This is a genomic window from Streptomyces sp. NPDC003635, assembly GCF_053587635.1.
The window spans coordinates 156,485-179,087 of the sequence record NZ_JBSFOK010000013.1 but is presented as its reverse complement, the minus strand read 5'-3'; the positions used below and the strand labels follow the sequence as shown (position 1 = coordinate 179,087).

The 22,603-nt window shown below is 71.5% G+C and carries 22 protein-coding genes and 1 pseudogene; 12 read left to right on the top strand and 11 right to left on the bottom strand.

The features are described 5' to 3' along the window. A partial coding sequence (locus tag ACWDRW_RS15555) for an ABC transporter permease (RefSeq protein ID WP_451723461.1) occupies window positions 1–398 on the top strand: 398 nt, incomplete at its 5' end. 96 nt (window positions 399–494) lie between these two features. Here ACWDRW_RS15555 and ACWDRW_RS15550 read toward each other — a convergent pair. Continuing rightward, window positions 495–1,805, bottom strand: a pseudogene (locus ACWDRW_RS15550) (aldehyde dehydrogenase family protein); the annotation flags it as partial. Window positions 1,806–2,068: 263 nt separating this feature from the next. Here ACWDRW_RS15550 and ACWDRW_RS15545 point away from each other — a divergent pair. Then, entirely contained in the window at window positions 2,069–2,509 is a 441-nt protein-coding gene (locus ACWDRW_RS15545; RefSeq protein WP_451723460.1) for an SPW repeat protein, read from the top strand. Between the two features lie 90 nt (window positions 2,510–2,599). On the opposite strand, the gene ACWDRW_RS15540 is transcribed toward ACWDRW_RS15545, so the two are convergent. Both ACWDRW_RS15540 and ACWDRW_RS15535 read right to left on the bottom strand, forming a co-directional pair. Beyond that, window positions 2,600–3,367: an ArsR/SmtB family transcription factor gene (locus ACWDRW_RS15540; protein WP_451723458.1), complete on the bottom strand. Its 768-nt coding sequence runs from the start codon at window positions 3,365–3,367 to the stop codon at window positions 2,600–2,602. A gap of 129 nt (window positions 3,368–3,496) precedes the next feature. After that, window positions 3,497–4,219 (bottom strand): phosphotransferase family protein, encoded by a 723-nt coding sequence (locus ACWDRW_RS15535; protein ID WP_451723456.1) that lies wholly within the window; start codon window positions 4,217–4,219, stop codon window positions 3,497–3,499. Between the two features lie 95 nt (window positions 4,220–4,314). On the opposite strand from ACWDRW_RS15535, the gene ACWDRW_RS15530 reads away from it, so the two are divergent. Continuing rightward, the gene (locus ACWDRW_RS15530) at window positions 4,315–4,578 is read left to right on the top strand and encodes a GlsB/YeaQ/YmgE family stress response membrane protein (protein WP_451723466.1); all 264 of its coding nucleotides are present in this window, start codon (window positions 4,315–4,317) and stop codon (window positions 4,576–4,578) included. A 12-nt stretch (window positions 4,579–4,590) separates the two neighbouring features. Here ACWDRW_RS15530 and ACWDRW_RS15525 read toward each other — a convergent pair whose 3' ends face one another. Further along, window positions 4,591–5,541, bottom strand: coding sequence for an NAD-dependent epimerase/dehydratase family protein (locus ACWDRW_RS15525; RefSeq protein ID WP_451723454.1), 951 nt, complete (start codon window positions 5,539–5,541; stop codon window positions 4,591–4,593). Between the two features lie 133 nt (window positions 5,542–5,674). On the opposite strand from ACWDRW_RS15525, the gene ACWDRW_RS15520 reads away from it, so the two are divergent. From ACWDRW_RS15520 to ACWDRW_RS15510, 3 genes are all read left to right on the top strand, one after another. Next, entirely contained in the window at window positions 5,675–6,160 is a 486-nt protein-coding gene (locus tag ACWDRW_RS15520; RefSeq protein WP_451723453.1) for a nucleoside deaminase, read from the top strand. A gap of 104 nt (window positions 6,161–6,264) precedes the next feature. Then, entirely contained in the window at window positions 6,265–6,798 is a 534-nt protein-coding gene (locus ACWDRW_RS15515) for a hypothetical protein (protein ID WP_451723451.1), read from the top strand. Then, window positions 6,795–7,523, top strand: coding sequence for a class I SAM-dependent methyltransferase (locus tag ACWDRW_RS15510; RefSeq protein WP_451723449.1), 729 nt, complete (start codon window positions 6,795–6,797; stop codon window positions 7,521–7,523). The genes ACWDRW_RS15515 and ACWDRW_RS15510 overlap by 4 nt, the downstream gene beginning before the upstream one ends. A gap of 81 nt (window positions 7,524–7,604) precedes the next feature. Here ACWDRW_RS15510 and ACWDRW_RS15505 read toward each other — a convergent pair whose 3' ends face one another. Next, window positions 7,605–8,282 (bottom strand): chaplin, encoded by a 678-nt coding sequence (locus ACWDRW_RS15505; protein WP_451723447.1) that lies wholly within the window; start codon window positions 8,280–8,282, stop codon window positions 7,605–7,607. A gap of 300 nt (window positions 8,283–8,582) precedes the next feature. Here ACWDRW_RS15505 and ACWDRW_RS15500 point away from each other — a divergent pair, with 300 nt between their 5' ends. Beyond that, window positions 8,583–10,157, top strand: a complete 1,575-nt coding sequence (locus ACWDRW_RS15500; protein WP_451723445.1) for an alpha/beta fold hydrolase — start codon at window positions 8,583–8,585, stop codon at window positions 10,155–10,157. 4 nt (window positions 10,158–10,161) lie between these two features. On the opposite strand, the gene ACWDRW_RS15495 is transcribed toward ACWDRW_RS15500, so the two are convergent. After that, the gene (locus tag ACWDRW_RS15495; protein ID WP_451723442.1) at window positions 10,162–10,593 is read right to left on the bottom strand and encodes a GNAT family N-acetyltransferase; all 432 of its coding nucleotides are present in this window, start codon (window positions 10,591–10,593) and stop codon (window positions 10,162–10,164) included. Between the two features lie 141 nt (window positions 10,594–10,734). Between ACWDRW_RS15495 and ACWDRW_RS15490 the strand changes: the two genes are divergently transcribed. Next, on the top strand, window positions 10,735–12,336 hold the full coding sequence (locus tag ACWDRW_RS15490) for an SMI1/KNR4 family protein (protein WP_451723439.1): 1,602 nt from the start codon (window positions 10,735–10,737) through the stop codon (window positions 12,334–12,336). 10 nt (window positions 12,337–12,346) lie between these two features. Here ACWDRW_RS15490 and ACWDRW_RS15485 read toward each other — a convergent pair whose 3' ends face one another. After that, complete coding sequence (locus ACWDRW_RS15485; protein ID WP_451723437.1) at window positions 12,347–12,769, bottom strand: MarR family winged helix-turn-helix transcriptional regulator; 423 nt, start codon at window positions 12,767–12,769, stop codon at window positions 12,347–12,349. 66 nt (window positions 12,770–12,835) lie between these two features. Between ACWDRW_RS15485 and ACWDRW_RS15480 the strand changes: the two genes are divergently transcribed. Further along, on the top strand, window positions 12,836–13,258 hold the full coding sequence (locus tag ACWDRW_RS15480) for a PaaI family thioesterase (protein WP_451723434.1): 423 nt from the start codon (window positions 12,836–12,838) through the stop codon (window positions 13,256–13,258). Between the two features lie 12 nt (window positions 13,259–13,270). Here the strand turns inward: ACWDRW_RS15480 and ACWDRW_RS15475 are convergent, their stop codons facing one another. Both ACWDRW_RS15475 and ACWDRW_RS15470 read right to left on the bottom strand, forming a co-directional pair. Beyond that, entirely contained in the window at window positions 13,271–14,527 is a 1,257-nt protein-coding gene (locus tag ACWDRW_RS15475) for an arginine deiminase (RefSeq protein WP_451723432.1), read from the bottom strand. An 18-nt stretch (window positions 14,528–14,545) separates the two neighbouring features. Next, the gene (locus ACWDRW_RS15470; RefSeq protein ID WP_451723430.1) at window positions 14,546–15,973 is read right to left on the bottom strand and encodes a basic amino acid/polyamine antiporter; all 1,428 of its coding nucleotides are present in this window, start codon (window positions 15,971–15,973) and stop codon (window positions 14,546–14,548) included. A gap of 159 nt (window positions 15,974–16,132) precedes the next feature. Here ACWDRW_RS15470 and ACWDRW_RS15465 point away from each other — a divergent pair, with 159 nt between their 5' ends. Further along, window positions 16,133–17,230, top strand: a complete 1,098-nt coding sequence (locus ACWDRW_RS15465; RefSeq protein WP_451723428.1) for a baeRF3 domain-containing protein — start codon at window positions 16,133–16,135, stop codon at window positions 17,228–17,230. Between the two features lie 25 nt (window positions 17,231–17,255). Here ACWDRW_RS15465 and ACWDRW_RS15460 read toward each other — a convergent pair whose 3' ends face one another. Further along, window positions 17,256–17,669, bottom strand: a complete 414-nt coding sequence (locus tag ACWDRW_RS15460; RefSeq protein ID WP_451723426.1) for an SsgA family sporulation/cell division regulator — start codon at window positions 17,667–17,669, stop codon at window positions 17,256–17,258. Between the two features lie 414 nt (window positions 17,670–18,083). Here ACWDRW_RS15460 and ACWDRW_RS15455 point away from each other — a divergent pair, with 414 nt between their 5' ends. After that, window positions 18,084–19,511, top strand: a complete 1,428-nt coding sequence (locus tag ACWDRW_RS15455) for a PP2C family protein-serine/threonine phosphatase (RefSeq protein ID WP_451723424.1) — start codon at window positions 18,084–18,086, stop codon at window positions 19,509–19,511. Window positions 19,512–19,644: 133 nt separating this feature from the next. Here the strand turns inward: ACWDRW_RS15455 and ACWDRW_RS15450 are convergent, their stop codons facing one another. Next, a complete protein-coding gene (locus tag ACWDRW_RS15450; protein WP_451723422.1) occupies window positions 19,645–21,135 on the bottom strand; it encodes a DNA-binding protein NsdB in 1,491 nt (496 codons plus the stop codon). A gap of 254 nt (window positions 21,136–21,389) precedes the next feature. Between ACWDRW_RS15450 and ACWDRW_RS15445 the strand changes: the two genes are divergently transcribed. Beyond that, on the top strand, window positions 21,390–22,529 hold the full coding sequence (locus ACWDRW_RS15445; protein ID WP_451723420.1) for an aminoglycoside phosphotransferase family protein: 1,140 nt from the start codon (window positions 21,390–21,392) through the stop codon (window positions 22,527–22,529). Window positions 22,530–22,603: the final 74 nt, after the last annotated feature.

Sequence of the window (22,603 nt, the reverse complement as noted above, 5' to 3'; positions counted from 1 at the left end):
TGCTCGGCGCGGTCCCCTCGATCGCCAACGGCCTGGTCGCGGGCATCGACCAGATCCCCCCGCTGTTCCTGCGCGCCGGACGCACCCTGGGCGCGACCGGGATGCGCGAGGCCTGGCACATCATCATGCCCGCGTCACTGCCGGGCTATCTGGCGGGTCTGAAGCAGGGCTGGGCGTTCTCCTGGCGCTCGCTGATGGCCGCCGAGATCATCGCCTCTTCGCCCGATCTGGGCGTCGGGCTGGGTCAGTTGCTGGAGAACGGCCGCAACAACGCGAGCATGTCCCAGGTGTTCCTGGCCATCTTCCTGATCCTGCTCGTCGGCATCGCCATCGATCTGCTGATCTTCAGCCCGCTGGAGCGGCGAGTGCTGCGCAGCCGCGGTCTGCTGACCAAGTAGCTGACCGCGGGCTGACCAGGCGCAACCGTCGGCGCGGCAGATGATGGTCCGAGGACCTCTACCGACACCGGGGAAGACCGCGCTGACGGATGAGCGTCAGCTGAGCGGCTTCTCCAGCACCGCCTTGCGGTGGCTGAACGTGTCGATGGAGTAGCGGCCGTGATAGTTGCCCATACCGCTCTCCCCCACCCCGCCGAACGGGAGGTCGGAGACGGTGAGGTGGGCGAGCGGAAGACCGTGTCCGAGGCCGCCCGAGGAGGTTTCGGCGGCGACGCGCTCGCGCGTGTCGTCCGATGCGGAGAAGACGTACAGGGCGAGGGGCTTGTCGCGGTCGTTGATGAAGTCGATCGCCTCGTCCAGGCCGGGGACGGTGACGATGGGCAGGATCGGCCCGAAGATCTCCTCGCGCATGACGGGCGAGGCGGGGTCGACGTCGGCCAGGACGGTCGGCGCGATGTACTTCGACGCCCGGTCGCTCGCCCCGCCGACCACCGCGCGCCCCGAGCCGAGCAGGCCGGTCAGCCGGTCGAAGTGCCGTTCGTTGACGATCCGGCCGTACTCGGGCGAGGTCGCCGGATCGGTGCCGAACAGCGCCTCCACCGCTCGGACGAACTCGGCCTCCAGGGCAGCGGCGGTCTCGGGGTCGGTGAGGACGTAGTCGGGGGCCACGCACGTCTGCCCGGCGTTCAGGAACTTCCCGGCGGCCAGCCGGTCGGCGACGACCGTGAGGTCGGTGTCGCGGTCGACGAACGCCGGTGACTTGCCGCCGAGTTCGAGGGTGACCGGCGTCAGGTGCTCGGCGGCGGCGCGCATCACGATCCTGCCGACCGCGCCGTTGCCGGTGTAGAAGATGTGGTCGAAGCGCTCGGCCAGCAGGGCCGTGGTCTCGGGAACACCGCCCTCGACGACCGCGACCGCCTCGGGATCCAGGTGCGCGCGCAGCAGCCGGGCCAGTACGGCGGAGGTGGCCGGGGCGAGTTCGCTGGGTTTGGCGAGGACCGCGTTGCCCGCGGCGAGCGCGCCGACGATCGGGGTCAGCAGCAGCTGGACCGGATAGTTCCAGGGGGCGATGACGAGGACGACGCCGAGGGGTTCGTACTGCGTCCAGGCGCGGGTGTCGGCGCCCAGGTGCTCCGGAACGGGGGCGGGTTCGGGGCGCAGCCAGTCGTCGAGATGGGCGAGGGTGTGGTCGATCTCGCGGACGGTGAAGCCGATCTCGGTGCGCTGGGACTCGGTCGCGCTCTTGCCCAGGTCGGCGTGGAGGGCGGCGGCAAGCTCGGGGGCGTTCTCGGTGAGCATCGCGCGCAGTCGGCGCAGTTGCGTGACGCGCCACTCGACGGGCTTGGTGCGGCCGGTGCGGAAGGCGGCGCGCAGTCGCGCCACGGTGTCGGCGGGGTGGTTCACGGTGCCTCGCTGGTGATGCGCGGGCCGTGCGGCCCGCTCGCGGTCTGGACGGGCGGTAGGCCCGACGCATGGATGTATACACCAACCATTCAGCGCGAGAAACAATTCCCACGCCCGCGCTCCGGCTCCGCCCCTCCCACGTCCCGACCCCGGCACGTCCGACCTCTACACATAAAGGCCAAATAAGTGCAAAATGCTCAGTAGGAGGCGCTTATCCGCATACCGCATCAGACGCGGTCAGGCCTGCGAGTCAAAGGAGACGAGTCATGGCCAACGTCTCGCCCACCCGAGGTGACATAACCAGCCACCCCGACGCATCGGAAATGCGGGAACGCTACGCCCGTATGCTCGGCGGTCGTGATGTGACGCTCTTGGACGGACCGGTGTTCCTGCTCGGTCTTTACTGCGCCGTGTCCCCGTGGATCGTCCACTACACGACCAGCCAGCCCGATCTCGTCCCGCACAACCTGGTCATGGGGATCGCGATCGGCCTCCTGGCGCTCGGTTTCACCCGGGCTCCCGAGCGCATGTACGGCCTGAGCTGGGCCATGTGCGCACTGGGCGTCTGGATGATCGTCGCGCCGTGGATCGTGGGCGACAGCCCGGACGCGGGTGTCGTGTGGAACAACATCATCATCGGAGCGCTGGCCCTGATGCTCGGCCTGATGTGCGCCGGTGCGGCGGCGAAGAGCGCCCCGAGGCCGTAACAGCCACGAAGTAGAGGAACAAGGGAAAAGAGGTGGACGCGCCGGCCGGTCCCCGTACCCCGGGACCCGCCGGCGCCCTGCGTCCCGGCCTCAGGCCTCCGGCACCAGCCAGGGCTCCTGCGAGAGCGTGCGGCTGGTCTCCAGCAGGGACTTGAGGTTGGACAGCACGGCCGGCCACCCCTGGGAGACGGCGGCGAGGTCGTCCTCGGTGGGGAGGTCCTCGTGGGTCACGGTCAGCCGGACGATGGCGCCGTGCGGCTGGATGTCGAAGGAGACCCGGGAGGAGGCGCCGGCCTGGCCCTCCTTGTCCGGCTCGGCCCAGGTGGTGACCAAACGCCTCGGCCGCTCGCTCTCGACCACGGCGCCGACCACGTCGGCGATGCCGGAGCCGTCGGTGCGGACGTGTTCCCAGCGGGAGCCCTGCTGCCAGTCGGAGACATTGCTGTGCCCCCAGTAGTCGGCGGTCAGGTCGGCGTCGGTGAGCGCGTCCCAGACCTTTTCGGGCGTGCTCTCGATGTAGATGACGTAGACGTAGGTGGGCTTGTCGGTCATGGCTTCCTCGGCTCGTCGCTTCACGGCGCCGAGCGCGCGCAGGCGCGGGCGCTCGAACTTGTCGATCCATCGCTCCTGGATCTCGTGGAGCGGGACCGGGTTGAGGTAGTGCAGCTTCTCCCTCCCCCGCCGCACCGTGCTGACCAGACGGGCCGCCTCCAGGACCGCGAGGTGCTGGGTCACCGCCTGGCGCGTCATCGCGATACGCGCGCACAGCTCACCGAGCGTCTGGCCGTTCTCCTCGTGCAGCCGGTCGAGAAGCCGCCTGCGCGTGTCGTCGGCCAGAGCTTTGAAGACCAGGTCCATCGAGGAGTCCCTCTCAGATCGCGCACTCGACGTTATGCAGGTAATTACTTGCATGTCAACGCGGCGCCCGGGCACGGCTCGAAGACGGGCTCACTGATGCGGGCTCCCCGCGCAGCGCCTACACCTCGTTCAGCCGAGTTCCCGGCGATGGTCGGCCGCCCAGTCGTGAGCGGCCCGCAGTTCCTCCAGCACCCCCTGCTCCCGCAGGCGCAGCATGGCCGGATCGCCGCGCTCGGCGCCGGCCGCGATGCCCCGCAGGCACCGGTCCTGCCACCACAGGATCGTGGGGACCAGACCGTCCAGCTCGCCCTCGCGCTCGCCGTACGCCTCACGCACGAGCCCGATCCGCCGGGCCGTCTCGGGCACATCGGTCACCCCGGGGCCCAGACCGAGGTACTGCCAGCACACGTGGGCCACGTCGTGCACTCGTTCGCCCGGGGCGGCGAGGTCCCAGTCGACGAAGGCCGTCGGGCGCCCCTCGGCGTCGTAGACGGTGTTCTTCGGCGCCAGGTCGTTGTGGCAGACCACGTCTCGGTCCCCGGCGAGGGCGGTGCCGTGGGTCAGGTCGTGGAACTCACGCACCAGGCGGGCGATCCGGACGAGCGCCGCGTCCGTGCGGGCCGCCGCCTGCTCCGCGGGGCCCAGCGCGGCGCGTCCCTCGAGGTAGCCGAGCATCTCGCGGCCCTGCTCGTCGGTCCCGAGGAACCGCGGCGCCCCCGCCCAGCCGAGCCGCTCGAACAGGGCGAGCAGGTCGTGCACGTAAGCCGATCGCGGTGCGGGCCGCCGCCGTACCGTCGCACCCACCCGTACGACCTCGCTGATCGCCCCGCCGTCCAGCCGGTGTTCCTTCATCCGCCGAGTATCCCCGGTGGTTGAAATCGAACGGACTGTTCGTGGCACGGAGGGGCACCCGGAAAATGTGGGGGGACCGAGGAGAAGAGGTGGAGATGGAGATCTCCGGCATCATCAGTGCCCTTGTGATCGGCATTGTCATCGGTGTGCTGGGCCGGCTGGTGGTGCCCGGCCGACAGCGCATCGGGATCCTGCTCACGATTCTCGTGGGCATCGTGGCCGCACTGATCGGTTCGGCCCTGGCCGGCGCGTTCGGCGTGGCCGACACCAAGGGTGTCGACTGGGTCGAGTGGCTGTTCCAGATCGCGCTGGCGGCGCTGGGCGTCGTCGCGCTCGACCGGTCGAAGGCGCGCCGCTGACCGGCCCCCAGGTCACTGCCGGCCGAGCCATTGCGCGTACCAGGCCACGGTGGCGTCGATGGTCTCGGCCAGCGGGGTCGGTGCCGCCCCGAAAGCCCGCTCGAATGCCGAGGAGTCCATGATCTGCGGCTCGGTGTGCTGGTAGAACATCTCCGCGTACTCGGCCATGAACTCCTCGTCGAACGGACCGAAGGGGCGCGCCTCCGGCACGGGCACCACATTCAGGGGCTCGTCCACCCGCTTCTCGATCAGCGCGAGGACCTCGCGGGTGCTCAGGGCGGGCGCCGTCGGCAGGTGCCAGACGCGGCCGTCGCCCTCCGGGTGCTCACCGAGGGTCGCGAGCCCGGCCGCCACGTCCTCGATGTTGGTGTAGCTGTGCGGCAGGTCGATGTCGCCGAGGCCCGGGACCTCGCCGCCGGTCAGCGCGGCCGGGAAGACGGCGCCGCCGAGCGTGGAGTTGAGGACGCCGGGCCCGACGAAGTCGGCGGAGCGGCCGAGAACGACGCGGGCACGGCCCGCGCGGTGGGCGGCGAGGTACTTCTCATCGAGTTCGGCGCGCATCCGACCCTTGCGGGTGGTCGCCTGCCACGGGGAGTCCTCGGTCATCACCGCTCCCCCGGTCTCGCCGTACGGGTAGAGCGTGTCGAGCACGACCAGGCGTGCGCCGGACTCCTCGGCGGCGGCCAGGACGGCCTCCTGGATGCGCGGCATCACCTCGACCTGAAGGTGATAGCCGACGTTGACGCAGTGGTAGGCCACGGCGGCACCGGCCATGGCGGCGCGCGCGCCCCCGGGGGTGGAGACGTCGGCGGCGAACCGCTCCACGCCTTCGAGCGCGGGTCCCTCGCCCTTGCGGTCGACGAGTCGCACGGGGTGGCCCCGGCGCACCAGTTCGCGGGCGAGTGCGGTCCCGGCCGGGCCGGAGCCGAGGACGACATGCAGGGTGGGTACGGCAGTGGTCATGACTGACCCCTTCTCGGGAAAGTTAGTTTGCCTCGCTTCTGTTAGAGACTATAACTCTCACGACAGGGCGTGGCAATGGTCGTCCGGCGTAGGCTGCGCGGGAAGATCACCCGAGCCGGAAGGGGCGTGCGCCATGGGCGTGAAGGACTCCGAACTGCCGTACCTGCGACGCTGCGTGGAACTGGCGGCCGAGGCACTGGACTCCGGGGACGAGCCCTTCGGATCGGTACTCGTCACGGCCGACGGCACCGTGGTCGCCGAGGACCACAACCGGGTGGCCTCCGGCGACCACACCCGGCATCCCGAGTTCGAGCTGGCCCGGCTCGCGGCGGCCCGCCTCACGCCCGAGGAACGTGCCGGGGCCACGGTCTACACGTCCGGCGAGCACTGCCCCATGTGCGCGGCCGCGCACGCCTGGGTGGGCCTCGGCCGCATCGTGTACGTGGCCTCCTCCGCCCAGCTCTCCGGCTGGCTGGCCGAGCTGGGCGTGCCGGCCGCACCGGTACGGTCCCTGCCCGTCAACGACATCGCGCCCGGCGTGACGGTGGAGGGACCGGTCCCCGAGCTGGTCGACGACATCCGCGCGCTACACCTCCGCTTCCACCGTCCGCAGGGCTGAACGGCGCCCCGTCCCGCCCGAGATGCACGGGTGGAACCCCGCTGCCTAGGATCAGGAAAGGCCACGGCCGGATGGGCCGGGGCCCCTCCCACGCGGGGAGGCGCATGACCTTGCAGCCGGCTCAGCGGCTGACGGCCGCACTGGTGACCCTGGTCGGGCTCGCCACCGCCGTGTACCTGACGGTTCCGGCGGCCCTCACCCCGGTGTGGGCCGTGATCGGCCTTTCGGGGGTCGCCGCCGTCCTGATCGGCGTCGAGGCGCACCGAACCGCCCCTCGCCAGCCCTGGTGGGCGCCGACCGCCGGACTGCTGACCTTCATCGCCGGGGTCACCTACTACAACGCGATGGAGGAGTACTTCGACGCCTCCAATCCGTTCCCCTCCCCCACCGACGCCTGCTACCTGGCCACCTATCCGCTGTTCGCCGTCGGCCTGTCCGGCCTCGTCCGCCACCGCTGGGCGGGCCACGACCTGCCGAGCCTGCTGGAATTGCTGATCTTCACCGCGGGCCTGGCACTGCCGGTCTGGGTGTACTTGGTGCAGCCCGACCGGGTGGGCTTCCGCGTCCAGATCAACTCAACCGACTCCGACGAGGACATCTCCCGGCCCAACGGCGCGCAGGGGGTGGGACAGTCATGACGACCCACAACGACGACGTGGACTGGGACCGCTGGCCGGTCGCGGACTACCTGGCCGAGCACTACCGGGAGGTGCGTCCCTCGGACGCGGCGGTCATCGCGCACCACTCGGCGTTCTACCGGCGTCTGGCTCCCGGTTCCGTGGCCCGCTCGGTGGAGTTCGGGGCGGGACCGAACCTGTATCCGCTGATGCTCGCGGCCGCTGTGAGCCGTCGCATCGAGGCCGTCGAGGCCGGGGCGGGGAACGTCGACTACCTGGAACGGCAGATCCAGCGGGGCCCCGAGGCGAGCTGGCTGCCGTTCCACGCCCTGTGCCGGGAGCTCAACCCCGCCGTCCCGCCGACCCCGGCGCGGGCGCTGGCTGCCGTGTACGTGGTGCACGCGGACGTGCGGGAGCTGCCGCCGGACACCTACGGTCTGGCGTCGATGCACTTCGTCGCGGAGGGCGCCACCGAGGACTTCGCGGAGTTCACCGCCTTCTGCCGGGCCTTCGTCCGCTGTGTCGCGCCAGGCGGTTACCTGGTGGCGGCCTTCATGGAGAACATGCCGACCTACCGCATCGGGCCGGCCTCGCGCTGGCCGGGCTGCCCGATCGACCCGGACCGGGTCACCGAGGTGTTCACCCCGCTGACCCGGCAGCTGTCGGTCACCCACATCGATTCCGACCCGACGCTGCCGGACTACGGCGACTCTGGGATGGTGCTGCTGACGGGCGTGGCCCGGTGACCCCGGCGGGCGGCCGGGGTCCGGGTCAGCACCTGCGCCCTGCGCAGCGACCTTCTCGGTCGCGGGGGGTTCCGTCCTGGGTCAGCGTGTCGGGCGGGGACCGAAGCGCCGGTAGAGGATGGCGCCGGCGAGGAGGAGGGCCGCGCCGCCCGTCGCGGCGGGCAGGGTGTGGTCCGCGCCGGTGTGGGCGAGCGCGGGCCCGGGGGCGTGCGGTACGGGTGCCGCTGGCGGGGGGTTGGGGTGCGCCCGGGGCGGCCGGGGAGCCGGCTCCGTCGGGCGCTCGGGGCGCTCGGGGCGTTCAGGACGTACGGGCCGGTCAACGGGGCCGTTCGCGGACTCGTTGCCGGTAACCGCGTTGCCGATGCCGACCACGTTCACGCTGTTGCCGCTGACGTTGAGGGGCACATGGACCGGCAACTGCACGCCGTTGCCGGAGACGACACCCGGCGAATCCTTTCCGCCGCCCTGCGCGGAGGCACCGGCCGGTGCTCCCCGGCTGCCGCCTGCGCTCTCGCGCACGCTCTCGTTGGCGCAGGTGTTGCCCGCGGCCGGGTTGAGCAGCCCCACCACGTTCACGGTGTTCCCGCACACGTTCACCGGCACGTGCACCGGGAGCTGGATGGTGTTGCCGGAGATCAGCCCGGGCGAGCCGGCCGCGGCGCCGTCCGCCCCGGAGTCGGCATGCGCGGGCATCGTGACCGCCATCGCGCCGGAGGCGGCGGCGACGGCGATCACACCGTTTCGGGTAACCCGTCTCATAGGTTCCCTGCCTTCCAGACATGGACGCGGGCACTCGCCCGCACCGGATAAAACGCGAGCGAACCGTCCGAGTTATGGCTAATCGACCTTTCACCCCATCGAGCGGCACAGATATCGAACTAGCGGCAAAGACGGCCGTATGCGGATGCAGAACCATGTATGCGCATGCAGCGGACGGACGGGCGGAGCGATGCACAGCACCGCCGGACCGCCCGTGCGGAGGCGGGGCCCGTGCGGGCCGCTTATCGTGATCGAGGGCGCCGGATCCCGGTCCGCCGACGGGCGCCCCTGGAGGCATCGATGCCGGTCAAGCTGTCGAAGCGGTCAGCCCTGCGGCACTGCGCGGTCGTCTCGGCCGTGGCGGTCACGCTGCTGGGCGTGGGGCTGCCGGCGGCGGACGACGACCGGCCCGATCTGTCCCGGTTCTACGACCAGAAGGTGACGTGGGCCAAGTGTGAGGGCATGGAGGCCCCCGACGACTTCCAGTGCGGGAAGGTCACGGTCCCTCTCGACTACTCCGACCCCGCGGCCGGGACGCTCGACCTGGCGCTCGCCCGCTATCGGGCCACCGGCGACTCCCGGGGCTCGGTGCTGCTCAACTTCGGTGGTCCCGGCGGCGCGGGCGTGGACCAGCTCGCCTTCGGCGGCAAGGACTTCATGAGCCTGACCGACGGCTACGACGTGGTGACCTTCGATCCCCGCGGCGTCGGCAGGTCGTCACCGGTCAGCTGCGGCGACGGCGCCGAGGGACACGTCGACTCCAGCGACGACAGCGCCGAACTCGACGCCGACCCCGAGGCCGTGCTCGCGGAGATACGCGCCACCGCGGCCGCCTGCGAGAAGCACTCGGGGCCCGTGCTGCCGCACATAGGCACGGTGAACGCCTCCAGGGACCTCGACGTGATGCGTGCGGCCCTCGGCGACGAGAAGCTCAACTACCTCGGCTTCTCCTACGGAACACGGCTCGGCGCGGTGTACGCGAAGCAGTTCCCGGACAAGGTGGGCCGGATGGTGCTCGACGGCGTGGACACCCTCACCGAGCCGCTGACGGAACAGGGGATCGCGGGCGCCAAGGGGCAGCAGAACGCGCTGGACGACTTCATCGACTGGTGCGCGGAGGACATCGGCTGTCCCTTCGGCCAGGATCCGCGCACCGGGCGCGAGGAGGTCGTACGGCTGGTGGAGTCGCTGGACGAGGACCCCGTGCCCACCGACTTCGGTGACGTGTTCACCGGGCAGGATCTGGTCGGCGCCATCGGACAGGCGCTCTACAGCGAGGACTTGTGGCCTTCGCTGCAACGAGCCCTGACCTCCCTGATCGAGGACGGTGACACGCAGGGACTCATGGGCTTCGCCTCCGGCGGATACGCGGTACCCGGCCGGGACGAGGACGACGGCGGTCTCGTCGACGTGGAGGACATCCCGCTGGACAATCTCCCGGCGGCGCTGATGGCCATCAACTGCGCGGACGATCCCGACCGTCCGACAGCCGAGCAGATCACCCGGAACCTCGACCGGCTGCGCGCCGAGTACGAGCGGGCGTCGCCGGTCTTCGGCCCCTACCGGTTGACCGAAGTACTGATGTGCTACGGCCGCCCCAAGGGCACGGACTTCATCCGGGAGAAGGTCAAGGACCTGGACACGCCGAAGATGCTCCTGATCGGCACCCGCGGCGACCCGGCGACGCCCTACCGGTGGACGGTGGAGACGGCCAGCCGCCTCGGCCCCTCGGCCGTCGTCCTCGACAACCGCGACGGGGGCCACACCGGGTACGCCTCGTCTGCGTGTGTGCAGCGCAAGGCGGAGGCGTTCCTGCTGTACGGCTCCCTGCCGCCCAGCGGCAGTTCGTGCGGTTCGGAGTACGAGGAGGACTGAGGCGTCAGGGCGCCGCGTAGCACCGCACGGCGACCGTCCGCTCCGGGCCCCACTCCTGGTCGACCGTGGCCAGCAGCCGCCAGCCGAGCCGCTCGTACAGGGCCGCGGCGGCGCTGTCGGAGGCCACCACGTCGAGCACGGGATGCAGCCCGCGCTCCCGTGCCGCCGCGACCGCACGGTGCATCAGCAGGGCGCCGAGCCCGTTCCCGCGCGCGGAGGGGGCGACGCAGAGCCGGTTGACCACGGCGGTCGCCTCGGTGCTCGCGCCGGTGCGGGCGCTCCACAGGCCGGGGGCCGCGTCCCCGGGGCCGCCGCGGGACAGGCAGACGTGGCCGACGCCCCTGCCGTCCAGGTGCGCCACCCACGCGCCGACGACGGCGGGCGGGGTCAGCCATACGGCGGGGCTCTCGGTCCAGTCGACCGGGTAGCCGTCCACGCGACCCGCACCTCGTTCTCGTGGCCCGGTTCCTCGTCGTCAAGGATGTGCGGTGTCATCGTCGTCGTCGACTGGCGTCTCTCTGACCGTGATCGAGCCGTGGTATTCGAGCACAAGGGGATCCTGGCCAGGTCGTTGTCAGTGGCCGCTGCCAAGATTCACAGCTACATCGAGAGCGGGGAGCGGATCATGGTGGAGCAGTCGGTGCGGCCGATCGTCGAGGCGATGCTGTCGTACGTCCCGAGCGGCTGGTCGCAGGCGGTGATGCACGGCCGGGCGGGGCGCGGGGGCACGTCGGTGACCGGCTGGTACGGCCCGCGCCGCGGCGGCTGGGCCGGCGGTATGCCCAACCGGCACGAGGAGCTCGCGGCGCTCGGGGAGGCCCTGCGCGCGGAGCGGGGCTGGGAGCCGGTGAGCCTGGAGATCCGGTGCCGGCCGTCCGGCGAGTTCCGGCTCGTGGCCTTCCATGACGCCGTCACCTGGACGACCGGGACGGAGTCCGGCTTCCAGGTGGTCCTGGACCGTGAGTTCCGGCTTCCGCAGCCCGGTCTTCGGCAGGAGCCCTCCACCGCGGCTCCGGCGGGCGACCCGAAGCTGGCCGCGGCCCGGTTCCGTACGTACCTGGAGCGGCGTGCCGCGATCCTGGGCCGTCCCGAGGAACTGCCCCCGCCCGTCACCGAGGCGGCGCTCGACGCGGCCGAACACCGACTCGGGCACCGGCTGCCCGCCGATCTGCGGGCGCTCTATCTGATCGCCGACGGCGGCGCCGATCTCGGCCTGTTCCCGGGCAACGGCTGGCTGTCGCTGGCCGGCATGGTCGGCGAGCACACGGAGTGGGGCGCGGACCAACGGCCCTGGTACGGCTGGGACCTGGAGTGGGACGCCGTCGTGTTCGACGCCGCTCCTGCGGACACCGTCCGCCGCTGCGGGGGCCACCCCGGCTGGCTGCGGTTCGGCACCGGGGAGGACGGCAACTTCCTCGCCGTGGACACCGCGCCGGCCCGCGCCGGCCGGCCCGGCCAGGTCATCCAGACCGGCCGCGACTACGACGAGGGGCCCTTGTACCTGGCCGACTCGGTCACCTCGCTGCTGGGCCGGTGTCTGGACCTGCTGGACCAGGGCGCGTACGAAGTGCACGGCGACAGGCTGTATCTGGAATACCTCGGCACCGAGCACGAGACCCAGCAGATCATCGGCGGCGACGTCCCGGACGAGGTCCCGCCGACGCTCCAGGCGCTGCACGTCAACAATGTCACCGGACTTGTCGATCTCGGCCCGCTCGGCGCCGCCCCGCGTCTGCGCCGGCTGCACCTCAACCGCGCCGCCACCGCCGACCTCACGCCGGTCGGCGACCTGTCCGTGGAGTCCCTGCGCGCCACCCTCGACGGCGGCGATCTGGCCCCGCTCACGGATCACCCGCACCTGGCCTCACTCGGCCTCAGAACGGCCGCGCCGGTCGACCTCGCGCCGCTGCGCACCGTGCCGCACCTGCACGGCCTCGACCTCTCCGGAGCCCGGACCGCGGACCTGTCCGTCCTGGCCGACCTGAAGGAACTGCGCTACCTCGCCCTGACCGGCGAGCAGTGGGCCACGCTGCTGGACGGTGCCGGGGCGCCGCCCGGACTCGCCGCGGCACAGCTGGCCGGCGAGGACGCCACGTTCGACGACGCGCTCTCCTGGGCGGCCCGCCTCGGCCTCGACACCGAGGGCGCCCTGCGGGTCACGGGCTCGGTGGGCGGGTGAGGGACGCGGGTCAGTCCTCGTAGGCGATGCGGTGCAGGGCGGCGGCGGTCCGGTGGAATCCGTCGTCGCCGAGGAGGGCGCGCAGTTCGGCGTTGAAGCGGTCGATCTCCGGGCGGGCGGCGTCCAGGGCGGCGGATCCGGCGTCGGTCAACTCCAGCACCACGGCCCGGTGTTCGCTCGGGTGCGCCCCTCTGGCGACAAGGCCCGCCGTGACCAGCCGGGTCACCAGACCGGTGACGGCCGACTCCCGCAGACCGAGGGTGCGCGCGAGCTGCTGCTGGGTGATGCCCGGCCGGTCCTCGACGGCGAACAGGGCGCCCAGCTGCGCGGTGGTGACCCCGGCCGCCGCCACACAGCGCCGGTCGGCGGTGGTGCGCAGCCGGTGCGCCGCTCGCTGCAGCAGGAAGTACAGGCGCTGGTCGGGCTCGGGCATGGGCCGATCTTGACAGAGGCCGCCGTCACGCGCCACCCTCAGTTCACTAGTGAAGTGAGGTTCGACGTGAACGAGACCCTGGATCTGGACCGGGCCCGGAAGGTTCTTGCGGCGCAGCCCTTCAGCGCCCTGCTCGGCGCCCGCCTGACGGCCTTCGGCGAGGGTGAGGCAGTCCTCGAACTGGACATCCGCGAGGATCTGCTCCAGCACTACGGCACGGTGCACGGCGGTGTGCTCGGGTACGCGGCGGACAACGCGCTGACCTTCGCCGCGGGCTCCGTGGTCGCCGAGCGGCTGATCACCGCCGGGTTCACCATCGACTATCTGCGGCCCGCCCAGGGCGATGTGCTGCGGGCCCATGCGCGGGTCGTCCGCGCGGGCCGCACCCGGGTCGTCGTCCGCTGCGACCTGACCACGGTCGAGGGCGCCGGCACGCCGACCCTGTGCGCGGTGGCGCAGGGCTCGATCGCGGTGCAGCAGGCGGCCTGAGCGGGCCGGTTCTCAGAAGTCGACGGGGTCGCGGACGATCGGGCAGGTCATGCAGTGCCCGCCGCCCCGGCCGCGGCCCAGTTCGGCGCCGACGATGGTGATGACCTCGATCCCGGCCTTGCGCAGCAGGGTGTTTGTCTGGGTGTTGCGGTCGTAGGTGAACACCACGCCCGGCTCCAGGGCGACCGCGTTGTTGCCGCTGTCCCACTGCTGGCGTTCGGAGGCGTAGACGTCTCCGCCGGTCTCCACCACCCGGAGCCCCGGCAGCCCGAGCGCCTTGGCGACGACGTCGACGAAGGCCGCGGGGGCCTCGTCGATCAATTCGAAGCCGGGCGCCCTGTCGGTGGGGCGCAGGGAGAAGGTGTGGACGCCGTCCATGATGGTCGGATACAGGGTGACCAGGTCGCGGTCGGCGAAGGTGAACACGGTGTCCAGGTGCATGGCCGAGCGCAGCCTCGGCATGCCGGCGACGATGACGTGCTCGGCGGCGCCGCCCTCGAAGAGCGCCTTGGCGACCTGGGTGATGGCCTGGCGCGAGGTGCGCTCGCTCATCCCCATCAGGACGACGCCGTTGCCCACCGGCATGATGTCGCCGCCCTCGAACGTGGCCTGGCCCCAGTCGAGTTCGGGGTCGCCCCACCACACCCGGGAGTGCGCGTAGTCGGGGTGGAAGGTGTACACCGCCTTCATGAGCAGGGTCTCGTCGTGCCGGGCGGGCCAGTACAGCGGGTTGAGGGTGAGCCCGCCGTAGAGCCAGCACGTGGTGTCGCGGGTGTAGAGGGTGTTGGGCAGCGGCGGCATCAGGTACTCGCGGACGCCGGTGGACTCACGGGCCAGCGCGATGGTGCCGGTGCGGTGCTCGTCGGGCAGGTCGCGGGTGGACAGGCCGCCGATCAGGTACCGGGCCAGCTCGGCCGGTTCGAGGGACTCCAGGTAGGCGCGGGTGCCGTCCACCAGGCCCAGGCCGACCTCGTTGGGCACGATCTTCCGGTCCAGCAGCCAGTCGCGGGCGCCCGGCACCGCCATCGTCCGGGCCAGCAGTTCGTGCAACTCGACCACTTCGACGCCCCGTTCGCGCAGCTTGTTGACGAAGTCGGCGTGGTCGCGCTGGGCGTTCTCGACCCACATCACGTCGTCGAAGAGCAGGTCGTCGGAGTTGGTCGGGGTGAGCCGGCGATGGGCGAGCCCGGGCGCGCAGACCAGCACCTTGCGCAGCCGGCCGACCTCGGAGTGGACGCCGTACACGGGAGCGGTTTCCTGACTGGTCACGGTGCACCTTCCGGGGGTTCAGAGGCTGATCCAGCCCGCTGCCAGGGCCACGACGCCGATCACCGCTCCGGCCACCGACACGGCGAGGACGAGGAGTTCGGGCAGGCTGAAGACCCGACGGCCCTGCTCCTTGCGGGCCATCACGAACAGGACGGTGGCGGGGGCGTAGACGATGAGGGAGACGAGGAGGTACTTGAATCCCGCCGCGTAGATGAGGAACGCGGTGTAGAACGTCGCGAGCGCGGCGACGACCAGTTCGGTGGTCCGCTCCCGTTCCCCGGCCGCGGCGATCCGCAGCGCGAAGCCCGCGGCGAGCAGGAAGGGGATGAGGGTGAGCGCGCTGGTCAGGTTGAGGGCGAAGTCGAAGGCGTCGCTCGAGAAGTACGTGACGACGAGGACGACCTGACTCAGGGCCGTCGTCAACACCAGCGCGGGCACGGGGACGTCGGCGGGTGTGGACCGCTTGAGGAAGCGGGGCATGTCGTCGTCCTTGGCGGCGACGAAGAGCACTTCGGCGGCCATCAGGGTCCAGGCGAGGTAGGCACCGAGGACGGAGACGATGAGGCCGACGCTGACGAAGACCTGACCCCAGTTGCCGACGGCGTGCTCCAGCACCCCGGCCATGGAGGGCTGGCGCAGCTCGGCGATCTCCTCCATCGGCATCAGGCCGTACGACACGATGGTCACCGAGGCGAAGATCGCGAAGACGCTGAGGAAGCCGAGCACGGTCGCCCGCCCGACGTCCTCGCGGCGCCGTGCGTGCCGGGAGTAGACGCTGGCGCCCTCGACGCCGAGGAAGACGAAGACCGTGGCCAGCATGGTCCCCTTGACCTGCTGGAAGAGGGAGCCCGCATAGTCGGCGCCACCGAAGTTGTCGGCGAAGACGGCGGGCTCGAAGTAGAACAGCGCGAGCACGACGAAGACGATGATCGGCACCACCTTGGCGATGGTGACGATCCGGTTGATGGCCGCGGCCTCCTTCACCCCGCGGCTGATCAGCCAGAAGAACAGCCACAACCCCACCGAGGAGAGCACCATGGCGAGGACGGTGTCGCCGTCGCCGAGGGCGGGGGCGATCGCGCCGATCGTCGACATGATCAGCACCCAGTACGTCACGTTGCCCACGCAGGCGCTGGCCCAGTAGCCGAAGGCGGCGAAGAAGCCGAGGTACTCCCCGAACCCGGCCTTCGCGTACGCGTAGACGCCTGCGTCTAGGTCGGGGCGGCGCACCGCGAGCGTCTGGAAGACGAACGCGAGCATCAGCATGCCCGTGCCGGCCACCGCCCAGGCGATCAGCGCCCCCGCCACCCCGGTCTCCTGGGCGAACCGGCGCGGCAGGGAGAAGACACCGGCGCCGACCATGGAGCCGACGACCATCATGGTGAGGGTGGGCAGGCTGAGCTTGGCGGCGCGGGACCGCTCGGTCGCGGTCTCGACCTCGGCCATGGGCGTCCTTGCACGGGCGGGCACCACCGCAGTGCGGCGATGCGGAGCGGCATCCGGCGACCCGAGTGACGGTAACAGCGAAATGTCTGGAATGCCCGGCCAGTTTGCCCTGTATCCGCCCCCGATGCCCGATCGGCGAATCAGTCCTATCGTGCTGTCATGGAGCATGCACTGAGTCCCGCCACACTCGCCGAGCTGCGCCGCCCGCGCCCCTATCCCGCGGTGTCCGTCCTGACCCCGACGCACCGCAGGGAGCCCGAGAACGCCCAGGACCCGGTCCGGCTGCGCAATGTCGTGGCCGACGCGAAGAAGCAGCTGGAGGCGGATCCCGCGGTCAGCAGGGACCGGCGGATCGACGTCGTACACCAGCTCGAGGAAGCGCTCTCTGAGGTCGACCTGACGCACGCCGAGGACGGCCTGGTCATCTTCGCCGCCCCGGGCGAGCACCAGGTGTGGTCACTGGCGCGCACGGTTCCCGAACGCGTGGTCCTCTCGGACACCTTCCTGACCCGCAACCTGGTCTCGGCGCAGGCCGCCGAGCGGCCGTTCTGGGTGCTCTCGGTCTCCGCCGACCGCGTCACCCTGTGGAACGGCGGCACCGACCGGGTCACCGAGGAACACGCCGGCGGCTTCCCGCTCACCCGGAGCATGGACAACTTCGACGCCGAGCGACAGGAGCGGATCGGCGATCTGCAGAGCACCTTCCGCGACGAGGGCACCCGGCACTTCCTGCGGGACGCCGACACCGCGATGGGCAAGCTGCTCCGCGAGGATCCGCGCCCGCTGTACGTCACCGGCGAGACGGCCGCGCTGTCCCTGCTCGACGAGGTCGGCAGTGTCGCCCACGGCGCCGTCCACGTCCGGCACGGCGGCCTCGCGGACGCCACCCCGGACGCGGTGTGGCAGGCGGTGCGGCCCGTGGTCGCCGCCGACAGCCGCAGGACCACCGACCAGGTGTCCCGGGAACTGGAGACGGCCCGGGGCCGCAAGGCGTACGCGGCCGGTGTCGACGAGGTGTGGCAGAGCGCCCGTGAGGGCCGGGTCCGGCTGCTGGCGGTCGAGGAGAACTACCGCGCGACCGTCCGCGACGACTCCGGCGACCACCTGATCCCGGCCGAGAGCGGCGACCTCGACGCCCGCGAGGACATCGTGGACGAGATCGTCGAGCAGTGCCTGGAGACCGGGGCCGACGTCCGCTTCGTACCGGACGGCACGCTGGGCGACGCGACCGGCATCGCGGGCATCCTGCGCTACTGAGCCGGCCCCGCCGCCCGGCCACGTCTCACACGCTGCCGAAGAGCGCGCTCAGCCCCTCGTCGACGGCCGCCGCGACGTCCTCCTGTCCGACCGCGACCACGGCGTAGCTGCGCAGCAGGAAGCGGCGCAGCGCGGAGCTCTCGAAGCGCAGCAGGGCGAGCCCGTACGGCGAGTGGAACTCCAGCACCGTACGGGTCCGCCCGCACGGCCAGATGTGCACGTCTCCCGCTCCGGCCGGACCGCGCAGCCCTTCCGCGAGCAGCGCGCGGGCGAAGGTCCAGCTGACGCCCTCGCCGTCGAGCGAGGCCTCGGGCGGAAAGTCGATGTGCACGGCCAGCGGATCCGCGGAGCTGTAACGCAGCGTGGCGGGCGCGGGCAGCTCCTGCTCGTCGGCGGTGATCAGTCGACCACGGGCCGGCTGCTCCAGGATGAATTCCATGCGGTCCCCCATTGATGGTGAAAGGTCGGTCGTAACCGATCTGCCTTTAGGACCGCACAGGGGCCACTCGCAATACGCCTGAGCCCCCATTCGATGACGTGACCTGCGTCACACATGCGTCCGACGGTCCCGCATGGGCGATACCGGATAGAACACACTGCCGTAGAACATATAAATGAGCGCCCCGCCGACACCTCTCGGGACCGCCAAAACGCGTACGCCGCCTACGACTTGACCCTTCGGTGAGGTACGCCGTTCGCACGACGAGATCGTGCCGTGGAGACTGTGGCATATGCCAGAAGCACCACCGGATCGTGTGTTGCCAAATCCCTTACAGCGCGTCGTGGGCTGTGCAACAGTCGTAACGGTCCCTCCGTCAATCTGGTCGAACCGTCCCCTTCACCGGAGTGCGTCATGCCGTCCCATCTCTCCGCGGACCGCCCCGCCGCCCAGCCGCCCGGTCGCGGCTCGGTCGACGCGCTCATATCGCAGGCGCGACGCTTGAAGGTCGACGTGGACGCCGTACGGCGGGACACGCCGAGTGACGGCGCGGACCCGCAGGATCGCTGGCAGCGCGCCCTGTACGACCTCGCTCTGACCCAACTCGACGACCTCGACGCCCACTTGGCCCAGCTGCGGGAGGGACCGTCGCCGGTACCCGCCGCACCGGCGACGCCCGCGGCCGAGCCCGCGCCGCCCGCCCCGCGCGGCGGCTCACTGCTCAGCCGGGTCGGCAGCGCGGAATGGAACCTCCTGACGGACGAGGCCAGTTGGTCCGGCGAGCTGTACCAGATCCTGGGCCGGGACCCCGCCGCTCCCCCGCTGACCCTCGACGAGCTGCCGTCCCTGGTGCTCGACGAGGACCGGCCGAAGCTGACCGCGATGGTCACCGACTGCCTCGTCGACGCCAAGCCCATCGACGGGGAGTTCCGCGTCGTCCGCCCGGCCGGGGAGGTGCGGACCGTGCACATGATGGGCGAGCCCGTGCTCGGCGCCGACGGCAGCACCGCCGCCATGTGGGCCGTACTGCGGGACGTCAGCGAACTGCGCCGCAGCCAGCGCACGGTCAGCGAGACCCGTGACTCGCTCCAGCGCCAGCGGGACCGCGCGCAGAGCGAGCACCGGCTGGCGGTCGAGCTGCAGGAGGCCGTGCTGCCGCCGTGGCGCGGCACCCTGCGGCTCCCGCACCCTGGCGCGCCGAGCCTGGACCTGGCCGCCCACAGCCTCCCCTCCGCGACCGGCTCCCTCATCGGCGGCAACTGGTACGACGCCCTCGAACTCCCCGGCGGCCAGACGATGTTGAGCGTCGGCGACCTCACCGGACAGGGTGTCGCCGTGGCCTCGGGCATGGCGACGCTGCTGGGTGCCGTGCGCGGCATGGCGATGGCCGGCACCGAGCCGGGCCAGCTGATGTCCTGGCTCAACCAGCTGCTCGACGCCACCGTGCAGCCTGCCCTCGGCAGCGCGGTCTGCTGCCGCTACCAGCCCGAGACCCGCACCCTGCTGTGGGCACAGGCAGGGCACCCCGCCCCGCTGCTGTTCCGCGACGGGACGGGGTGCAGGCTGGAGCCACCGAACGGCGTCCTGCTGGGCGCCACCACCGGTGCCTCGTACGGCCAGGCGGAGATGGCCCTGGAGACCGGCGACCTGCTCGTGCTGCACACCGACGGACTGATGTCGGGGCACAGCGGCGCCGACGCCGTGGACCGTCTCCTCGACCTGGCTCCGCGGTTCGGCGAGGCACGCACCGCGCAGGACTGTGTGCGGCTGGTCGTGGAGGAGTTCGGCGAGAGCGGGCGCGAGGACCACGCCTGCGTGCTCGCCGCCAGGGTGACGTCGTAGTCGGGTGGATTCGTCAGCGTCGGATGGATTCGCCAGCGGTCGCCGGAATCCATGAGCCCCTCGGCCGGATCCGTGAGCGATCGGCCGGATCCTCAAGCCCTAGCGCACAGGCCCCCTATGCCCGTGCGCCTTCCTATGCCCGTGCGCTGTGCCCGCCCTTCGCCGTCCTCGGCAGGGCCAGCTTGATCTCCTCCCGCAGCTCGTTGATCTTCGGGTAGCCGGAGTACTCGGCGGTCAGCCGGTACATCTGGCGCAGCCGGTCCCAGGTGCGGTGGGAGGAGTTGGATCCCATCGACACCAGCGCGAGGCGCGCGTAGCGGTCGGCCTGTTCGGGGTCGTCGGCGATGAAGCAGGCGGAGGCCATGGACAGGAAGTCGAAGATCTTCGACCGCTGCCGCCCGTCGACCCGCAGCGCCAGGGCCTTCTCCGCGTAGTGCTGGGCGTGCGCGGCCGCTTGGGGCTCGAACTCCGCCAGCGTGCGGTAGGCCAGGGCCTGCATGCCGTACAGGTCCTCCTCCTTGAAGGTCTGCATCCAGCTCGGGGGCGGCACATCGCCCTTGTCGGAGACGAACAGGTCCTCCGCCTGTCCGAGGGTGCGGCGCATCGCCTGACCCTTGCCCATGGAGGCCTGCGCCCAGGCCTCGATGGTGTAGAGCATCGCCCGGGTCCGCGGCAGCACCTCGTCGCCGGAGCCGGACTGGGCGAGCTTCATCAGGTCGAGTGCGTCGTCGGGCCGGCCCAGATGCACCATCTGGCGAGCCGCTCTGGAGAGCGCCTCCCCGGCGCGGGGCCGGTCGCCGCCCTCTCGGGCCGCGTGGGCGGCGATGACGAAGTACTTCTGGGCCGTGGGCTCCAGGCCGACGTCGTGCGACATCCAGCCCGCGAGTACGGCGAGGTTGGCGGCGACGCCCCACAGGCGCCGCTGGAGGTGTTCGGGGTGGTGATAGGCGAGCATGCCGCCCACTTCGTTGAGCTGTCCCACCACAGCCTTGCGTTGCAGCCCGCCTCCGCGGGCCGCGTCCCAGGCTCGGAACACCTCCACCGAGCGCTCCAGTTCCTCGATCTCCTGCGACCCGATGGGGGCTGCCTCGTAGCGGTCGAACCCAGCGGGGTCGGCGTGCAGGGGATCGTCGAGTCGGGGAGCGTCGGCCTTGAGAGTCGGATCGGTGTGCAGCCAGTCGTGCATGGCGCTGCTGAGTGCGGATCCCGCGGCGAGCGCGGCACCCGCGCCCACCAAGCCGCGTCGGTTGAGCATGAGGTCCATTCCCGTGAATTCGGTGAGGACCGCGGCAGTCCGTTCGGGCGCCCACGGCACGCCGTCGGGATGTTCCACATTCCCGCCGCCCTGCCGCTTCCCCGCACGCCCGTGCCGGACCAGACCGAGGTCCTCGATGGTCACGACACGGCCGAGTCGCTCGGTGAACAGCGCCGCCAGCGCCCTCGGCACCGGATCGCGCGGGATCTCTCCCATGTCGATCCAACGCCGCACCCGCGAGGTGTCGGTCGACAGCTGGGGGTGGCCCATGGCCGCCGCCTGCCGGTTGACCAGCCGCGCGAGTTCGCCCTTGGACCAGCCGGCCAGGCCGAACAGGTCCGCGAGGCGGGAGTTGGGTTGTCCGTTCACGTCAAGCCCCCAGGTTCTCGGCTGAGTTGACAGTAGCCCGGTGAGAGTTGCCGGGCGACTATTCGCCAGGGTTCGCCAGGGTGCGCCAGATGGTGTGCCACTGGGCAACGGGTGTCAGGTAGGAACGCGCCACCCCGACCCGGTCGCCGCTCTCCCAAGGGCGCACTCCCCAGGGTGCTCCCGGGCGACCGGGCCGGGTAAGGGCGTTCGCGCTTCGCAGGCATTGCAGGCACACGAAGGGATCTGTTTCGCCCATGTACGCAGCATCGTCCTCCGTGTCCGCCCCGCCCCGGCCGCCGCACCCCCGCCCGGCGGGCAGCGGCCCCTACCTCGACCCCGCCCGCTCGGCGGCCCCCGTCCTCGGGGCGGGCCGGCCACGGCGCGCCGCGGGGCTCGGCACCCAACCGCTCAGCGGGAGACTCGACTTGTCCGGCCCTCAGGGCGCCCAGCTGCGCACGGCCATCGCGTCGGTGCACCGGATCTGCCCGGAGTTCGCCCCGGTCCAGGTGCTGCGCCGGAGCGGGCGGGCCGTACTCCTCGTGGGGACGACGGGGCGCAGCACGGCCGTCGCCAAGTGTTTACTGGACCACTCCCCGGGATGGGCCGAGCGGATCCGGCACGAAATAGCTGCATACCGCTCGTTCGTCCGGCACCGCCCCCCGGTGCGGGTGCCGAGGCTGATCGCAGCGGATCCGGACAACTGCACGCTGGTCATCGAGCGGATGCCGGGCCGGGTGGCCGCCCTGCAGCGGCACCCGGTCGAGCCCCCGCCCCGCGCGGACATCAGGGCGGCCCTCGGGGCGATCTGCCGGCTGAACGCCTGGCGGCCGCCGGCGGGCACCTTCGACGCCCCGCTGGACTACCCCGCGCGCATCTCCCGCTATCACGAGCTGGGGCTGCTCACCGACCGGGACATGGGCGACCTGCAGAAGCTGTTGCACGGCATCGCGCACGCGGCGGGCCGGCAGGGCATGGGCCAGTTCTGCCACGGCGAAGCACTGCTGTCGAACATCCTGCTCTCACCGGCCGGTCCAGTGCTGGTGGACTGGGAGCACGCGGGCTGGTACCTGCCGGGGTACGACCTGGCCACCCTGTGGTCGGTCCTCGGGGACGCACCGGTCGCGCGGCGACAGATCAGCCAGATCGCCCAGTCGGCGGGGCCGGCCTCCCGGGACGCCTTCCTGGTGAACCTGATGCTCGTGCTGACCCGCGAGATCCGTACCTACGAGACAGCCGTGCAGCGATCGATGCACGACACGGCCCCGGCGGCACCGGGTACGGCCCACCCGGGTGCTGCGCCGTCCGGCGAGGAACAGCGCCTGCTGCTCAGGCGGCTGCACGACGACTGCCAGCTGGCCCGCCGGGCCGTGCGTGCCGCGGTCGGCACTCGCTGACGGGGACGGTGGTCCGCGGCGCGCCCTGAACTGCGGCGCACCGCGGACCTTCGTATGCCCCCCTCCTCGCCTGC

What these genes read in the sequence shown, in the direction of transcription:
- ACWDRW_RS15455 (WP_451723424.1), top strand. Translation starts at nt 18,084, where the DNA reads ATGCCGTCCCATCTCTCCGCGGACCGCCCCGCCGCCCAGCCGCCCGGT.
- ACWDRW_RS15485 (WP_451723437.1), bottom strand. Translation starts at nt 12,769, where the DNA reads ATGCCCGAGCCCGACCAGCGCCTGTACTTCCTGCTGCAGCGAGCGGCG.
- ACWDRW_RS15520 (WP_451723453.1), top strand. Translation starts at nt 5,675, where the DNA reads ATGGGCGTGAAGGACTCCGAACTGCCGTACCTGCGACGCTGCGTGGAA.
- ACWDRW_RS15505 (WP_451723447.1), bottom strand. Translation starts at nt 8,282, where the DNA reads ATGAGACGGGTTACCCGAAACGGTGTGATCGCCGTCGCCGCCGCCTCC.
- ACWDRW_RS15545 (WP_451723460.1), top strand. Translation starts at nt 2,069, where the DNA reads ATGGCCAACGTCTCGCCCACCCGAGGTGACATAACCAGCCACCCCGAC.
- ACWDRW_RS15465 (WP_451723428.1), top strand. Translation starts at nt 16,133, where the DNA reads ATGGAGCATGCACTGAGTCCCGCCACACTCGCCGAGCTGCGCCGCCCG.
- ACWDRW_RS15530 (WP_451723466.1), top strand. Translation starts at nt 4,315, where the DNA reads ATGGAGATCTCCGGCATCATCAGTGCCCTTGTGATCGGCATTGTCATC.
- ACWDRW_RS15445 (WP_451723420.1), top strand. Translation starts at nt 21,390, where the DNA reads ATGTACGCAGCATCGTCCTCCGTGTCCGCCCCGCCCCGGCCGCCGCAC.
- ACWDRW_RS15470 (WP_451723430.1), bottom strand. Translation starts at nt 15,973, where the DNA reads ATGGCCGAGGTCGAGACCGCGACCGAGCGGTCCCGCGCCGCCAAGCTC.
- ACWDRW_RS15500 (WP_451723445.1), top strand. Translation starts at nt 8,583, where the DNA reads ATGCCGGTCAAGCTGTCGAAGCGGTCAGCCCTGCGGCACTGCGCGGTC.
- ACWDRW_RS15525 (WP_451723454.1), bottom strand. Translation starts at nt 5,541, where the DNA reads ATGACCACTGCCGTACCCACCCTGCATGTCGTCCTCGGCTCCGGCCCG.
- ACWDRW_RS15510 (WP_451723449.1), top strand. Translation starts at nt 6,795, where the DNA reads ATGACGACCCACAACGACGACGTGGACTGGGACCGCTGGCCGGTCGCG.
- ACWDRW_RS15540 (WP_451723458.1), bottom strand. Translation starts at nt 3,367, where the DNA reads ATGGACCTGGTCTTCAAAGCTCTGGCCGACGACACGCGCAGGCGGCTT.
- ACWDRW_RS15515 (WP_451723451.1), top strand. Translation starts at nt 6,265, where the DNA reads ATGACCTTGCAGCCGGCTCAGCGGCTGACGGCCGCACTGGTGACCCTG.
- ACWDRW_RS15460 (WP_451723426.1), bottom strand. Translation starts at nt 17,669, where the DNA reads ATGGAATTCATCCTGGAGCAGCCGGCCCGTGGTCGACTGATCACCGCC.
- ACWDRW_RS15535 (WP_451723456.1), bottom strand. Translation starts at nt 4,219, where the DNA reads ATGAAGGAACACCGGCTGGACGGCGGGGCGATCAGCGAGGTCGTACGG.